The 15,583-nt window shown below is 45.4% G+C and carries 13 protein-coding genes; all 13 read left to right on the top strand.

From position 1 onward, the window contains the following. The first annotated feature begins 25 nt into the window (after nucleotides 1-25). From tssB to tssA, 13 genes are read left to right on the top strand one after another with little or no spacing between them, the layout of a single operon-like run. Nucleotides 26-523: a type VI secretion system contractile sheath small subunit gene (tssB, locus tag ACHUFZ_RS11075; protein WP_394127209.1), complete on the top strand. Its 498-nt coding sequence runs from the start codon at nucleotides 26-28 to the stop codon at nucleotides 521-523. A 51-nt stretch (nucleotides 524-574) separates the two neighbouring features. Further along, complete coding sequence (gene tssC, locus ACHUFZ_RS11080; protein WP_394127210.1) at nucleotides 575-2,047, top strand: type VI secretion system contractile sheath large subunit; 1,473 nt, start codon at nucleotides 575-577, stop codon at nucleotides 2,045-2,047. A 5-nt stretch (nucleotides 2,048-2,052) separates the two neighbouring features. Next, on the top strand, nucleotides 2,053-2,490 hold the full coding sequence (gene tssE, locus ACHUFZ_RS11085; RefSeq protein ID WP_394127211.1) for a type VI secretion system baseplate subunit TssE: 438 nt from the start codon (nucleotides 2,053-2,055) through the stop codon (nucleotides 2,488-2,490). 5 nt (nucleotides 2,491-2,495) lie between these two features. Continuing rightward, nucleotides 2,496-4,265 (top strand): type VI secretion system baseplate subunit TssF, encoded by a 1,770-nt coding sequence (gene tssF / locus ACHUFZ_RS11090; RefSeq protein ID WP_394127212.1) that lies wholly within the window; start codon nucleotides 2,496-2,498, stop codon nucleotides 4,263-4,265. Continuing rightward, on the top strand, nucleotides 4,229-5,245 hold the full coding sequence (tssG, locus tag ACHUFZ_RS11095) for a type VI secretion system baseplate subunit TssG (RefSeq protein WP_394127213.1): 1,017 nt from the start codon (nucleotides 4,229-4,231) through the stop codon (nucleotides 5,243-5,245). Before tssF ends, tssG begins: the two co-directional genes overlap by 37 nt. A gap of 2 nt (nucleotides 5,246-5,247) precedes the next feature. Next, complete coding sequence (gene tagH, locus ACHUFZ_RS11100) at nucleotides 5,248-6,723, top strand: type VI secretion system-associated FHA domain protein TagH (RefSeq protein ID WP_394127337.1); 1,476 nt, start codon at nucleotides 5,248-5,250, stop codon at nucleotides 6,721-6,723. A 2-nt stretch (nucleotides 6,724-6,725) separates the two neighbouring features. Next, nucleotides 6,726-7,199 carry a type VI secretion system lipoprotein TssJ gene (gene tssJ / locus ACHUFZ_RS11105; protein ID WP_394127214.1) on the top strand — a complete coding sequence of 158 codons (474 nt, stop codon included), beginning with the start codon at nucleotides 6,726-6,728 and terminating at the stop codon, nucleotides 7,197-7,199. A 5-nt stretch (nucleotides 7,200-7,204) separates the two neighbouring features. Next, nucleotides 7,205-8,539: a type VI secretion system baseplate subunit TssK gene (gene tssK / locus ACHUFZ_RS11110; protein ID WP_394127215.1), complete on the top strand. Its 1,335-nt coding sequence runs from the start codon at nucleotides 7,205-7,207 to the stop codon at nucleotides 8,537-8,539. A 2-nt stretch (nucleotides 8,540-8,541) separates the two neighbouring features. Next, nucleotides 8,542-9,309, top strand: coding sequence for a type IVB secretion system protein IcmH/DotU (gene icmH / locus ACHUFZ_RS11115; protein WP_134835824.1), 768 nt, complete (start codon nucleotides 8,542-8,544; stop codon nucleotides 9,307-9,309). Nucleotides 9,310-9,334: 25 nt separating this feature from the next. After that, a complete protein-coding gene (tssH, locus tag ACHUFZ_RS11120) occupies nucleotides 9,335-11,932 on the top strand; it encodes a type VI secretion system ATPase TssH (RefSeq protein ID WP_394127216.1) in 2,598 nt (865 codons plus the stop codon). A 2-nt stretch (nucleotides 11,933-11,934) separates the two neighbouring features. Next, nucleotides 11,935-13,524, top strand: coding sequence for a sigma-54 interaction domain-containing protein (locus ACHUFZ_RS11125; protein WP_394127217.1), 1,590 nt, complete (start codon nucleotides 11,935-11,937; stop codon nucleotides 13,522-13,524). Then, nucleotides 13,521-14,162, top strand: coding sequence for a type VI secretion system-associated protein VasI (gene vasI / locus ACHUFZ_RS11130; protein ID WP_394127218.1), 642 nt, complete (start codon nucleotides 13,521-13,523; stop codon nucleotides 14,160-14,162). The genes ACHUFZ_RS11125 and vasI overlap by 4 nt, the downstream gene beginning before the upstream one ends. A gap of 2 nt (nucleotides 14,163-14,164) precedes the next feature. Further along, nucleotides 14,165-15,571 carry a type VI secretion system protein TssA gene (tssA, locus tag ACHUFZ_RS11135; protein WP_394127219.1) on the top strand — a complete coding sequence of 469 codons (1,407 nt, stop codon included), beginning with the start codon at nucleotides 14,165-14,167 and terminating at the stop codon, nucleotides 15,569-15,571. Nucleotides 15,572-15,583: the final 12 nt, after the last annotated feature.

The following is a 15,583-nucleotide window of genomic DNA, read 5'->3' on the forward strand; positions in this document are numbered from 1 at the left end:
TAATTTAAATCGGAGACCCTTGACCATGTCGAAGGAAGGAAGCGTTGCACCTAAAGAACGCATTAATATCAAATACATCCCAGCAACTGGTGATGCTCAGGCTGAAATCGAACTACCTCTAAAAACTTTAGTAGTCGGTGATTTTAAAGGCCACACCGAAGACACGCCTGTTGAGGAGCGCAGTACCGTTTCAGTGGACAAAAATAACTTTGAGTCCGTTATGCGTGAAAGCGAATTAGGTTTGTCTACGGTCGTCAAAAACAAACTAGGCGATGATGAAAATGCTGATATGCCAGTCGAGCTTCGTTTCAACGCCCTTACCGACTTCAACCCAGACTCTATCGCTAGTCAAGTTCCTGAGTTGAATAAACTTATTGAGCTAAGAGAAGCCCTAGTCGCGTTAAAAGGACCACTTGGCAACATTCCAGCATTCAGAGACCGCTTGCAGGAACTGCTGAGTTCTGAGGAGTCGCGCGACAAGCTACTCAGTGAACTAAACCTCGTTAGTGAAGAAAGTAATTAGAACAAGTTAACACGACTAACATTTGTCATTTTGGATTAGGGATACATTTTAATGTCTACAGAATCGGTACTAGAAAGACCACAGCTCTCCGAGGGGAGTCTATTAGATGAAATTATGGCACAGACCAAGCTCGCACCAAGCGAAGAAGGTTATGACGTTGCCAAAAAAGGCGTTGCTGCGTTTATCGAGAATTTGATTGGTTCACAGCAAACTGATGAAGCAGTTAACAAATCTCTCGTTGATCAAATGCTTGTTGAACTAGACAAGAAAATTAGCGCGCAAATGGATGAGATTCTGCATGACGAGAAGTTCCAACAAATGGAATCAGCTTGGCGTGGTTTGAAGTTATTCGTGGATCGTACTGACTTTGGTGAGAACAACAAAATCGATCTGCTGCATGTAACAAAAGAAGAACTACTAGAAGACTTTGAGTTTGCACCAGAAACGACTCAGTCTGGATTGTACAAACACGTTTACTCATCTGGTTACGGCCAATTTGGTGGTGAGCCAACTGGTGCGATCGTGGGTAACTTTAGCTTCACTCCTTCAACTCCGGACATGAAATTACTTCAATACATGGGCGCACTAGGTGCAATGGCTCATGCTCCGTTCTTATCGAGTGTAGGTCCTGAATTCTTCGGCTTAGATAGCTATGAAGAATTGCCAAACATTAAAGATGTGAAATCAATCTTTGAAAGTCCTAAATACACCAAATGGCGTTCACTTCGTGAGTCAGAAGATGCACGTTATCTTGGCCTAACGGCTCCTCGTTTCTTACTGCGTGTTCCTTATGACCCAGTAGAGAATCCAATCAAATCATTCAATTATGCTGAAAGTGTTGCTGCATCACATGAACATTACTTGTGGGGCAATACGGCGTTTGCACTAGCGACAAGATTAACGGATAGCTTTGCTAAATACCGTTGGTGCCCAAATATCATCGGCCCACAAAGTGGTGGTGCGGTTGAAGATTTACCAGTGCATGTGTTTGAGTCAATGGGCGCTCTTCAAGCGAAGATCCCAACAGAAGTGTTGATTACTGATCGCAAAGAGTTCGAATTGGCTGAAGAAGGCTTCATTGCCTTGACTATGCGTAAGGGCAGTGACAATGCAGCGTTTTTCTCAGCTAACTCTATCCAGAAACCGAAGGTATTCCCAAATACCAAAGAAGGTAAAGAAGCGGAGACGAACTATAAGCTTGGTACTCAGTTGCCTTACATGATGATCATTAACCGTCTTGCGCACTATATCAAAGTGCTACAACGCGAGCAGATTGGTTCATGGAAAGAGCGTCAAGATCTTGAGCGCGAACTTAACACTTGGATTAAGCAATTTGTAGCGGATCAGGAAAACCCGCCAGCAGATGTACGCAGCCGACGTCCACTACGCGCAGCAAAAATTGATGTTGCTGACGTACAAGGAAACCCTGGTTGGTACCAAGTGTCACTGTCTGTTCGTCCTCACTTCAAGTATATGGGCGCAAACTTTGAACTGTCACTTGTTGGTCGACTAGATCAGGCGTAATTGAAATGACGTACTTTGCACCTGAAGAGAGTACGTTTGGTGTTGGCTTCTTAGAACGCTTAGAAGCCAACTCTGATCCTGTTTCATTTACTCAAGGTCCTTACCCAGAAGATGTGTTGGCTTCGATTAAACGAAATGTCGCTAAAGTCCTTAATACTCGGGTCGGAGGCGCGCAAAGTGCGCCGACTCTAGGCCTTATCGATTTTAATGATGCCACGCTAGATACCTTAGATTTGTCTTTGAAGGTGAAGTTATCCATTCAAGACTGTCTACGCCAGTTTGAGCCACGCTTAAAACACATAGAAGTTACAGCTATTTTGGACCGAGATCGCCCGCTATCTCTGCAGTTTCGTATTACTGCACAGATAAATAGTGATGCGATCCATGACAAGGTGCAATTTGACCTGCTGCTAGATCAGAACAGAAAATATCGAGTGGTTTAAGGAATATGAGCCAAGATAAATACTTTAGAGAAGAGCTTACTTTTCTTAAAGAGCAAGGACGTGAGTTTACTGAGATTTACCCTCAGCTTTCACGCTTCCTCCATGGTCGAACATTAGACCCGGATGTTGAACGCTTACTAGAAGGTTTTGCCTTCTTAACAGGGCGCTTGCGAGAGAAAGTTGAAGACGAGTTTCCTGAACTGACTCACTCGATGATTAATATGCTTTGGCCCAATTACCTTCGACCTGTGCCGAGTATGAGTATCTTGGCCTTTACCCCTGATCAAAGTGTCAGCGAAAAGCAGTTGATCAACAAAGGAACTCAGGTCGACAGTAAAGCTATTTTCGGAACGAAATGTCACTTCCAAACGTGTAGAGAAGTGGAAATTTATCCGATTGAGAGTGTTGATGTACGAGCGCAGCACACTCGCGAAGCGACTGTTATTGATGTGATGTTGAGCACTCAGGGTGACGTTACTCTGGGTAATGCCCTTCTAGAGGATTTGCGTTTTTACCTTGGTGGCGACAAATACAGTTCTCAAATGCTTTATCTATGGTTAAACCACTATCTGGATAAAGTCACCATTGATATAAATGGTGCGGAGTTTTCTCTGCCTAAAGACAGTTTTAGTGTCGTTGGCTTTGGCAGCAATGACGCTCTACTCCCTTATCCGACCAACGTCTATGAGGGATATCGTATTCTGCAGGAATATCTGTCGTTTCCTGAAGCCTTCCACTTTTTTGACCTATCACGCTTAGATAAGGTTATTCCAAAAAGCGTCAGTGGCGAATTTACCATTAAGCTGCACTTTTCCAAGACGCTTCCTGTTGATGTAAGAGTACAGCAAGAGAACTTCCAACTTTACTGTACGCCAATTATTAACTTGTTCCATCACGACGCTGACCCTATCGATTTGTCCGGTCGTCATTCTGAGTACCGGGTTATACCGTCTAGCCGTTACCCTGCGCATTATGAAGTGTTTAATGTTGAAAGTGTTGTCGGTTGGCAAGACGGACAGCAAGAAGGCAAGCGAGTCCGAGGCTCAAAGCGTATTTACTCTCCATTTGAGAGCTTTCAGCATGAAGTAGAGCGAGTGCGTCACCGCCAGGCTCTTTACTATCGAACTCGAATCAAAGAGAGCATTCGAAAAGATGGTTTTGATAGCTTTATATCTTTTGTCAGAAGTGATGAAACCGTCTCTATTGATGTTGATGAAGCGGTCTCAATAAAGCTTACGTGTACCAATCGACTATTGCCTTTAGAGCTAGGCGTAGGTGACATCTGCGAAGCAACGGATACTTCGCCGCCTTTTGCAACATTTTCCAATATATCGGTTCCATCGCAATCATTAAGGCCTGTGCTTGATGGGAGCTTGCTGTGGACGCTGATTTCTAATTTATCTCTTAACTATTTATCGCTGCTTTCAAAGGATGCACTAAGCAGTGTCTTAAGAGCGTATGACTTTAAAGCTTTGGTCGATCGCCAGGCTGAGAAAGTATCAAAACGTCGTCTAGAGGCGATTCAGAAGATTGAGTCAAAACCAATCGACAAAATTATGCGTGGCTTACCGATCAGAGGCTTGCAGTCCACGCTTTATATCGATCAAGCAGGCTTCGGTTCTGAAGGGGATCTGTATCTTTTTGGCACGGTTTTAAGCCACTTCTTTGCGTTGTACGCCAGCATCAACTCGTTCCATGAGCTACACGTCGTCAATGTTACTAATCAAGAGAGGTACACATGGGGTTCTCAAACGGGAATGCAACCTCTCATTTAACTGATGACGAGGCGTCTCAGCAGCCAATCGGTATGCCGAGTGAAGTATATGATTATAGCTTTTACCAATTGGTTGAATTGGTTCAAAAGCTCAAAGGGGTCGACCCTGAAGAGTATGAATGGGAGCGTAACTGCCAGTTGATGTTCAGTGGCAATCCGAGTTTGGGTTTTTCACCGGCAGATGTGGCGAGTTTAGATGTGCTCAATGATGACCGCATGATCATGACGACCAATTTTTTCGGTCTGTCAGGCGCGCAATCGCCGCTGCCTGGCTATGTCGTTGAGCAACTTTTGATGGAAGGGCCTGGTGGACAAAAGCAGCAGTTTTTTGATTTTTTCAATAACCGCTTAATTAGCCTGCTATATCGCATCTGGCGAAAGTACCGATACTTCGTTCGCTTTCAGCCGGATGCGAAAGATGACTTTTCTGCACAGCTACTCTCTTTGGTTGGATTAGGTTCAACGGACCTTAGAGGTGATACGCCAATCAACTGGTGCAAGATGCTGGCTTATTCAGGCACGTTAGCGGGTCGAAGTCGCTCTCCACAAGTCGTGGCGGGAATCATAGCCCACTGTTTTGATTTGAAAGAGGTTCGAATTGAGCAGTGGACGAAAAGAAAAGTGGATATAGCGCCTTCGCAGCAGACCTCAGTTGGTCTAGGGAATGCAGCTTTGGGCGTGTCAACCATCGTTGGCGATTCGGTAGTCGATTGCAATGGTAAGTTTACGATTTGGATCGATGGGTTAAGCCGCAGTCGGTTCTTAGATTTCTTGCCGTCAGGTAAGGAGTTTGAACCGCTTTGTAAACTGGTTGAGTTCATTTTACGTGAGCAAATGGCTTACGACTTATCACTGACTATGGCGAGTGAAGAGCCTCAACAAATCCTATTGAGCAAAGAGTCGAATGTCGCCTTGGGCTGGACATCGTTTCTTGGCCAAAGTAGCGACAAGAAAAACGTATTAATTCAAGTAAGGCAATGATGATGGGCAAATCTCCTTTAACCAAGTTGACGTTATTGGTTACCAATGTACAAAAACTAGAGTCAAGACTCTCGGCGCTAATGGAATGGGGAGTTGAGGGCGGAGTAATTGGTTCTGATGACAACGTTCATTGGTTACTTTCTGACTCTAAGGGTGAAGTTTTCCCTGAGCATTGCGAAATATTGATGTTAGATGGCGCTTTTTGTCTAAAAGATCTTTGCGGTGAAACGTACATCAATGGATCTGTGATGCCAGTGGGCAAAGAGTTTTTAGCAAAACTCGCTCATAACGACCATATCCGCATTGGTCCATACGAAATACGCGTCATTGTTGGCGACTTAGATACAGAAATCTGCTCTGAATCCCTTACCACCCTTTTTTCAGACCCTGGAGCTGACCTGTTATCAAATCATGCTTTTGAGCAAGAGCCCGCACCTAAAAATAAGTCAGCAGAGAAAACGGATCCATTAGATGCGTTGGGCGATTACGTATCAGAAAAGACACAGTCCCTGATTGACGATGAGCCGAAGAGCAGTAATGACTCAGTGCCAGCCAGCTTAGGGCTTGAAGAAGATCTTTCACCGCAAAAGTCGGACATTGTTATGCAATCCGATAGCAATAACGAGCTGTCGTCATCAATGATGCTCAAGAAAATTCTTAATTTTGGCTTTCGATCGAAGCAAGCGCGTAAGCCAGACCAAAATACCAATACCACACAAAAAATCGAGTCAAGTCAGGTTACTGGTATTGACCAACAAAAAATAACAACCAACGTTTTAGAGGGCTTTCAAATGGACGAACAAGAATTAGATTTGTTAGAGGAAGAGGTGGCAAAAAGCCTTCCAACGGAAACAAGTAGTGATGTACCGACTTCAGGTTTAGGTGGACATTTACTCACAGGACCTTTGCTCAATGGTTTGGGCGCACAACTAAGTGGTACGGATGATATCGCTCGTATGCAGATGTTGTCTCAGGAGCTAGGTGAGTCACTGCAGTCTTGTATTAAAGGCATCTTAGCTCTGCACCAACAAGTGAACCAAGGGCGTTTTGGCACACTAAACCGCAACTTACAGCCGATTGAGGATAACCCTCTAAGGTTGGGCCTCTCTTATCAAGAAACCATTCAAACGCTTTATGACTCAAATAAGAGTGCTGTGCATTTATCTGCCCCATTTGCGATTGAAGAAAGCTTAGCCAATGTACAAGCGCACAATGAGGCGATGCAGTACGCAACAGGCGAAGCATTAACGCAAATCTTAGGTGCATTCTCTCCAGACGTACTCTTAAGTCGATTCCAAAACTATAAGCGCTCTCATCAATCTAGCGTTGAGGATGGCGATGCTTGGGCTTGGCAAATGTACTGCAGCTACTACCAAGAATTGGCGTCACATCGCCAGCAAGGGTTTGAAAAACTGTTCTGGGAAATCTTTGAACAATCGTATGACCGCAAAATCCGAGAAAAGCAACTGGAGTACTGATCGTGAGACATTTGCTCTTTGCGTGCTTTTGTTTTGCGTTAATGACTGGGTGTAGCAGTGAACCTGTAAGCCCAGCAAAAGCACCCACGAAGGTGACATTCAGTCTCGTAGCGACAGAGGGAATGAATCCGAACGTGTGGGGAGAAGCCGCACCAGTTGAGATTCAAGTATTCGAGTTAGTTGATGACTCAATGTTTATGTCATCCAGCTACGACCAGCTAAAACAAGACTATAAAAAGGCTTTAAAAAGTAACTTTATCAAGAGCTATGACTATGTCTTGCTACCTGGCCAATTCAAGTTTGTGAATGAAATTGAAGTGACTGATGAGACGAACTATATCGGCGTCCTCGCCAACTTTTCCGACATTGAACTCAGTGAGTGGAAGAAGGCCGTCAAGGTCATCAAGCAGGGAAGGGAGTATCACTTACTGATGTTACTCAATGATTACGAAGTAGATTTACAAAGGGTGGAATAGAGAAGATGTTTTCACGAAATCGTGTAATTTGGAACGAAGGACTTTTCATAAAACCCCAGCACTTCCAACAGCAACAGCGCTACTCAGAATACTTTATGGATGAGCGATTGAGTACAGTCAGTCGTTATTTGTATGGTATCTCGGAGTTTGCGTTCAACCCTGAGTATCTTTCGTTTGGTCGCATTGCCATCGAGCGAGCGGTTGGCGTTATGCCTGATGGTTCGGTATTTCGAATCCCTCAAGAAGATGTTCACCCAGACGCGTTAGAAATTGACGATGCTTCTCTGGCGAACCAGCTTGTTTACTTAGCGGTTCCGCTGCGCAGTGAATCTTTACGAGAGATTAACTGGCCTGACGCTCAGGGTACGGGTAGATATGAGAGTCGCCGACTAGAGGTGCGTGATGTGCATACCTTGCAAGGTGATATGACTACCATTGATGTATCTCCGATTCGTATCCAATTGATGCTGGAAAAAGAAGACCGCAGTGCGTATGCCTCTATGGCGGTAGGAAGAATATTGGAAAAACGTCCTGATGGTAGTGTGGTGATGGATCCAGACTTTATTCCATGTCTCGTCAACGTAGCAGCGAACTCATCGCTTCACCGTTTCATTAACGAAATTTCAGGTCTGATGCGCGAGCGTGCCAAAAACATTGCTCAGCGAATTGGTTCTCCGGCGCAAGGCGGCGTGGCGGATGTCTCTGACTTTATGTTGCTACAAGCCCTAAACCGATTACAGCCACAAATTCACCACTTAGCAGAGCTACGTAGTTTACACCCAGAGCGTCTATTTGAAAGCTTATCTACGGTGGTTGGTGAGCTAGCTACGTTCACTGATGAAAGTCGACTGCCACCTAATGCGGTCAGCTATAACCATGATATGCCGACTGAATCATTCTGGCCTTTGATTCGCAACTTACGTCAAGCGCTCAGCGTTGTATTAGAGCCAAGAGCGGTCGCGATTCAACTTGATAAACGCAAATATGGCTTGATGGTGGCACCAATTCAAGATCCACAGCTTATGCAAACGGCTGACTTTATCATCGCAGTTAAAGCACGTATGCCAATGGATGATTTACGTCGTCAATTTACCCAGCAAACCAAAGTCTCTTCGGTAGAGAAAATCCGTGAGCTGATTTCCTTGCAGTTACCAGGTGTTCCTTTGGTCGTGTTACCAGTGGCACCGCGTCAGTTGCCGTATCACGCTGGTTACATCTACTACCAGTTGGATAAGACAAGTAGTGCATGGCAGCAGCTATCGCAGTCTAGTGGCTTTGCTTTCCATATCGCGGCCGCATTTGACGACCTTGATTTACAGTTCTGGGCAATAAGGGATTAGACGTGGATAAGAAAAGTACTCAATTCAGCAGCTTACTGTTTGATGATGCTGAAAAAATCAACCATGACCAAGACTATTGGTTTCAACTTCGTGGCAGTTTGCATAACCCACTCATTGATGCGTCAACGCCATTGTTCGGACTTTCCCTGCGTATTCGTCAGCTAACAGATTGCGAAAATATTGAAGTAATTTACGAGCAGACGTTAGAGGAAATCAAAAACATTGAAATTGAGCTGACTGGCCTTGGTTACGAACATGCTGTGCTAATGGCTTATCGCTACATCTTATGCACCTTCCTCGATGAGGCTGTGTTAGGAACCGAATGGGGCGCTAACACCGTATGGGCCGAGCACTCACTTCTATCTCGATTTCACAATGAAACTTGGGGCGGAGAAAAGGTATTTACGGTACTGAAACGTCTTGAAAAAGAGCCTGAAAACTACACAGAGCTGTTGGAGTTCATCTACCAATGCCTTGTTTTAGGGTTTGAAGGTAAATATCGCGTAATTGAGTCGGGGCAACAAGAAAGAGAAAAAGTGATCGACCGACTCTATCACTTACTGCATCACGATGAAGAGCAGAAACCTGTTCAACTGACTCATGCAACAGAGCACGTTGTTCGCTCTAAATACAAGATCAGCAAACAGTTACCGATTTGGACCATTTTTGCAGGTTTCGCGCTGCTTTGGGTCGGTACATTTATTGGTTACAGCTATCTCCTTCATGTCAAAACAAGTGATGTGATTGAGCAACTGAATCAAATTTTATAACAATAATTAAGGCTAGGTTATTACCGTGATACGTATCGAGCTTCCAACTCTTATATCAAAGTTAAACGAGCAGAGTAAGCTTGCACTAGAACAAGCTGCGACTGTTTGTATTGAACGCCAACATGGCGAAATTACTTTCGAGCATTACCTTGAGGTGCTGCTAAATAACCCGTTATCAGACGTTAGGCTGATCTTTAAACAAGCTAACCTTGAGATTGATGAGCTGAATCGCGCTTTGGTTGATGGCTATACTCGCGAGACAGCTCTAGACAGCTACCCTGCGTTTTCTCCGCTATTGGTGGAGTTGCTTCAAGAAGCATGGTTACTTTCAACCACAGAACTAAATCAGACGGAACTTCGCTCTGGTGCGATTTTGCTTGCCGCTTTGACGCGTGCGGATCGTTACATGGTTCCGAATTTGGTCAAAGTGACCGGTGGCATCAATCGTGAAAACTTACGCAAACACTTCACTGCGATCTTAGTTGACTCTTCAGAAACTCAAGTGGTTGATAAAAAGAAAGGTCATAGCAACGCGGCGTCAGGTTCGGATTTATCCATTTTAGATAAGTACTGCACCAATGTAACCGCGCAAGCGCGTAACCAAGAATTGGATCCTGTGCTATGTCGAGAGCATGAGATCAGTTTGATGATCGATATCCTTTGTCGCCGTAGAAAGAACAACCCAATCGTAGTGGGTGATGCCGGGGTAGGTAAAAGCGCAGTAATTGAAGGATTGGCATTGTGCATTGCTTCTGGTCAGGTACCCAACCAGCTAAAAAATGTCGAACTCTACTCACTGGATCTAGGGCTACTTCAAGCTGGTGCTTCCGTTAAAGGCGAGTTTGAAAAAAGACTTAAAGGTGTGATTGATGCGATCAAACATTCACCGTCGCCAATCATCCTTTTCATTGACGAAGCACACACGCTTATCGGCGCAGGCAATCAAGAAGGTGGCGGTGATGCCGCGAACTTGCTTAAGCCGGCCCTTGCCCGTGGTGAGCTAAGCACCATAGCCGCGACAACCTGGAAAGAATATAAGAAATACTTTGAGAAAGATCCAGCATTGACACGCAGATTCCAACTGGTCAAGTTGGATGAACCGAGTGTTGATCAAGCGGTAGATATATTGCGAGGGCTTAACTCAGTTTATGAAAATACCCATAAGGTCCTAATTACCGACGAAGCACTTAAAGCTGCTTCAGAGCTGTCGGCGCGTTATATCTCTGGTCGTCAACTGCCGGATAAAGCGATCGATGTGTTAGATACCGCATGTGCTCGTATTGCGATTAATTTGACCACTCCGCCTAAACGTCTTGCCGCAATTGAAACAGCGAAGCATCAGCGTCAGCTTGAGATTGACATGCTCAATCGTGCTCAGCTATTAGGCCAAGACTTAGATACGGCGAGATTGGATGAGCTGCAAACGCAAAGTATTGCCGATGAACAAGAGCACCAAGCACTGAGTGAAAGTTGGCAGTATCAAAAGCAGCTTGTAGAAGAGATCATTGAGCTACGAACGCAGCTATCGGCAGATGAACAAAGTGATGAAGAGCGTTTAGAGTGCAGTGATCAGATCCGTGCTAAGTACAAAGAGATTGATGCGATTCCTCATAAAGAACGTCTTATTCATCCTCAGGTCGATGGCCAGCAAATTGCTGAAGTGATTGCCGATTGGACTGGCGTACCTGTCGATCAAATGAATAGCGACGAGCTGTATAAAATTACCCATTTGACCTCAATTTTAGGCCGTGCAATTAAAGGTCAAGATGTTGCGATTGAGCGAGTACATAAACATCTTCTAACGGCGAGAGCCGACCTTCGTCGCCCAGGTAGACCAAAAGGTGCATTCCTTCTCGTTGGTCCAAGTGGTGTGGGTAAAACCGAGACAGTCGTGCAGTTGGCCGAGCACCTCTATGGTGGCAAACAGTTCTTAACCACCATCAACATGTCTGAGTATCAAGAGAAGCACACCGTTTCTCGACTGATCGGCTCTCCTCCGGGTTATGTTGGCTATGGCGAGGGTGGTGTATTAACTGAGGCTATTCGCAAGATGCCTTACTCGGTCGTTTTGCTTGATGAAGTCGAAAAAGCGCACCCTGAAGTATTAAACCTCTTCTATCAGGCGTTTGATAAAGGTGAACTTGCTGATGGTGAAGGTCGAATCATTGATTGCCAGAATGTGGTCTTCTTCCTCACGTCAAATCTTGGCTTTCAAACAATTGTCGATTACTCAGAGCGCTTAGATGACCTTGATGATGCGCTATATCCTGAGCTTGCTGCCTTCTTCAAACCAGCGTTACTTGCTCGAATGGAAGTCATCCCATATATGCCGCTTTCTCCTCAAGTCCTTGAACTTATTGTAAGAGCGAAACTTGAGCGATTAGAGCATCTATTTAAAGAGCGTTATGAAGCAGAGGTTGTTATCGAGTCTTCATTGATTGATGAAATCCTTGCCCGAGCGACGCGTTCAGAAAATGGTGCCCGAATGCTTGAAGCCATTATTGAAGGTCAGCTTCTGCCACCAGTTTCTCTCGCGCTACTCAACAAACTTTCAGAGCAGAAGCCAGTGAATCGTATCCAATTGTCCGCCGTTGACGGTCAATTTAAAGGCGAAGTGGAGTAGGTATGGCGAATTGGTTAGTAAGGACGACTGAGCTCATTGGTATCAAATCCAAAGATGAGTTAACTCAGACATTCGCTAAGGTATTGATTGAAGAGCTGAGTTTGGCACACTGCTTAGTGCTTTCTCCTAACAATGAAGGGCGCCGACTGATCCCCCACGATACAAGCTTGTCTGTATCGTGGTCAGTAAATGATTTAAGTAACCCGTTTGCTCACGTGTTGCAAAACTCTAAGGCGATGACGCTGTCAGCCGATGAGCTGTTATTTTGGCAAACGGATCGAGCGTTCTGTGAATTAGTTTCCCAAGTAGGCATGTTCGATGGTGTGCGTATTCAGCCGCTACCTTTGCAGTCAAAGTACGTTCAATTTGTACTTTATATGCAGGGGGAGCCATGCAAAATAAACACCACTTTCGAAGACGACATGTGTACCGCGTTTGTTGGGGTATTTACCAAGCAATGGCAGTTACTTGATGAATTAGAGAGAGAACAGCGAGATCTTAAAGAGCTATCGGAGTCTCTGAGTGAGATTCAACGTGATCGAAAGCAGCATGAGCTTGCCAATGATCTGTCACACTCGCTCATCGGTGAAAGCAGAACCATGCAGCGACTTCGTCAGCAGATTGTAAGTGCTGCTTCGTCTCATTTATCTGTCATGGTTCAAGGTGAGACAGGTACAGGTAAAGAACTCGTTGCTCAAGCAATTCACCAGCTTTCTGCTCGTAATAAAAAACCAATGGTGGCGATTAACTGTGCTGCGATTCCCGAGAACCTGTTAGAAAGTGAGCTGTTTGGTTACTGCAAAGGCGCCTTCTCAGGTGCAGAGTCTGATCGACAAGGGCTGATTGCACAAGCCGACGGCGGTACGCTATTTTTAGATGAAATCGGTGACATGCCGTTAGCCCTGCAAGCCAAGTTGTTGCGAGTACTTGAGAGCAAAAGATTTAGACCTGTAGGTGGCAAAGAGGAGCAAGCGTCTGATTTCCGACTTGTTTCTGCAACACACGTCAATCTATTAGCACAAGTCCAAGCCAAGAAATTCAGACAAGATCTCTACTACCGACTGTTTCAATACCCGTTAACCCTACCAAGGTTAGCGGAGCGCTTAGAAGATATCGAGCAACTGAGTGTGCACTTCATCAATGAGTTTAATGAGCTACATGGACGCACTATCCGTGGCCTTCATTACCGAGCACTAGATTGTTTAAAACAATATGCTTTCCCGGGTAATGTGCGCGAACTAAAACACCTCATTGAGTTTGGCTGTGCGCAGACTGATGACAACTCGGAAATCAGTGAAGGAAGCTTAGCTAATCGCATCGCATGCTTAAACTTCGAGCTGAAAAGCTTGAGTGAACCAACGCCAATGGCTCCCCATTCTCACTTTGTTCAAGATAGCCCTTATCAGCATCCACCTAGTGACTTCGCTGGCATCACAGACTTGAAACAAGCGGTGAATGATTACGAAGAGCAAATTATTCGCGATCGCCTAAACTTCTTTGCCGGAAATCGAGGCAAAGCGGCGAAAAGTTTAGGCATTCCGAAAAGAACGTTGGCATACAAATGTCAGAAGCTGGAGATCAAGGCGCTATGAGAATAGTGATAACCAGACTTGTTGGCCTAGCATGTGCCCTTTGGTGGCTACCTGTGAATGCTCAAGCGACCAACACGTATCAGTGGGAGCAGGTGGATCAATGTCGAATCATTGCGAAAAGGCTTGAGCGACTGAGGTGTTTTGATCAGTTGTTTGATACGCCAGTAGCCTTAAAGCGACAGAGCCATGAACCTGATAAGCCTAAAGTGTGGATGCTTGCTTACCCGCAAAGTAGGACTGAAAACGATTTGGCTCCAGCCTTAAATGAATCTGATTCGGGTGAGGATGCTTGGGTCACTTTATCTGCATTGCCTCAGGGCGAGGCTGATTCCCCAGTTCTCGTTATGAGCTGCATGGATGAAATCAGCCGAGTTCAGTTGGCACTACCTAAACCATTAATTGATGCACGTATTTCAGTTTCAGTTGCTCAAGGCCAGCGTGAGTATTGGAGAAGTGATGATGAGGGTGTGGTGTTCTCATCAGCGCAGGGGCTCCCAGCGATAGAGCTGATGAAACGTATGGCTCAACAAAGAAAGGTGACATTGAGGTCGAACTCAGAAACGGTTGATGGGCTGCAGTTCGACACGGTGGCGCTGCAAGCGGCGCTGAGTCCATTACGACAGCGTTGTCGGTGGTAAATATGGAACTTACTCAATATCGCACTTGCATTGTTTCCCCGATTAGTGATGCATCTCCAGTCGGTGAACGTCTGCTGGATGAACCGTTATTTGATTTCATTGAAGATCAGATGATGAAGGTTGGCTCACTCTCCCATGCGAGCGTGCAGTGGCAAGAGGTAGAACACAGTGCGCTTCAGTTACTCAAAGAGAAAAGTAAAGACATCAAACTCTTGGTTTATCTGCTGCAATGTCTGCACCAAGACCTGAACGCAGATCGCTTGGTCACTTCATTCAATGTGATGGGTGATTTTATTTCACACTATTGGCAGGAGAGTTTTCCTGCGCCAGGTAAGCGAGGCAACCTCCCTCGTCGTAAGTTCTTTAGTCAAATGTGTCAACGTTTCTCGATGGCGCTGGATAAGTTCGACTTCAGTCAACTTGATGGCCAAGCACGAGATGATTTGGGTAGCGCTGTATCAGCGTGGCAAGAGGTGATTGCGACCAATGATCTCGCATCAGACATGGTTGAGTCGATTGCTTTAACCGTAGAGAACCAACTGCGTAAAGCGAGTGAGCGTGAGCAGGTAAACAGTAAAGAATCGCCTGTGATTTCCGATGCGATGTCAAGTGTTCCCGACACTAGACCTGCCCCTCTGGTTATTGATAACTCAAGTGGCAAAGCGGCTAAAGAAACCTTGTTTAAAGTGGCTGACTTTCTCTCCGAACAAGAGTTTGGCGCCGCGTTATCGATTCGAGTTCGTCGTCATGCTTTGTGGGGGGCGATTAGCTCGCTACCAGACCACGATAGTAATGGACATTGCTTGTTAAGAGGAATGAATGCTGATCGTGCTAAAGAGTATCGAGACCGTTGCTCTCAGCCTAACTTAGCTCTTTGGCGACAAGTCGAACAAAGCATCACTATGTCACCATTTTGGTTTGAAGGGCAGTTACTCAGTCATGACATCGCCAAAGCGCTTGGCTATGAGCAGTGGTGCCAAGCTATCAGAGAAGAAACACAGGCGTTTATTGAGCGCTTTCCTCATGTCACTAACTTGAAGTTCAAAGATGGCGAACCGTTTGTCAGTGACTCAGTTAAGCAGTGGCTCGAGAGCAGTGAAGGTCTCAATGCGTCGGCGCCTCGAATGAACAGTTGGCAAGAGCAAAGGGACGAAGTCTTTAATCTTGCGAAAGAGGGCGGAATTGCCGTTGCGATGTCGAGAATCAATGATGGTTTAGTCAAAGCGAGTGAACCACGTGAAAGGTTTTACTGGCGACTGCTTAGCGCCGAACTGCTGAAACATCATCATCTTGATGGAATGGCAAAAGAACAATTTCAACATTTAAAACAAGAAGCTATGCAAGCGCAAGTCTCTCAGTGGGAACCTTCGCTCATAGAACAATTAGAGCAAAATACAGCGTCAGTGTAAGTTAAAGGAATC

Source organism: Vibrio hepatarius (assembly GCF_043642085.1).
Lineage (GTDB): Bacteria > Pseudomonadota > Gammaproteobacteria > Enterobacterales > Vibrionaceae > Vibrio > Vibrio hepatarius_C.

Bases quoted from the DNA above. Each gene is read 5' to 3' on its own strand.
- tssB (WP_394127209.1), top strand. From the start codon at position 26: ATGTCGAAGGAAGGAAGCGTTGCACCTAAAGAACGCATTAATATCAAA.
- tssC (WP_394127210.1), top strand. From the start codon at position 575: ATGTCTACAGAATCGGTACTAGAAAGACCACAGCTCTCCGAGGGGAGT.
- tssE (WP_394127211.1), top strand. From the start codon at position 2,053: ATGACGTACTTTGCACCTGAAGAGAGTACGTTTGGTGTTGGCTTCTTA.
- tssF (WP_394127212.1), top strand. From the start codon at position 2,496: ATGAGCCAAGATAAATACTTTAGAGAAGAGCTTACTTTTCTTAAAGAG.
- tssG (WP_394127213.1), top strand. From the start codon at position 4,229: ATGGGGTTCTCAAACGGGAATGCAACCTCTCATTTAACTGATGACGAG.
- tagH (WP_394127337.1), top strand. From the start codon at position 5,248: ATGGGCAAATCTCCTTTAACCAAGTTGACGTTATTGGTTACCAATGTA.
- tssK (WP_394127215.1), top strand. From the start codon at position 7,205: ATGTTTTCACGAAATCGTGTAATTTGGAACGAAGGACTTTTCATAAAA.
- ACHUFZ_RS11125 (WP_394127217.1), top strand. From the start codon at position 11,935: ATGGCGAATTGGTTAGTAAGGACGACTGAGCTCATTGGTATCAAATCC.
- vasI (WP_394127218.1), top strand. From the start codon at position 13,521: ATGAGAATAGTGATAACCAGACTTGTTGGCCTAGCATGTGCCCTTTGG.
- tssA (WP_394127219.1), top strand. From the start codon at position 14,165: ATGGAACTTACTCAATATCGCACTTGCATTGTTTCCCCGATTAGTGAT.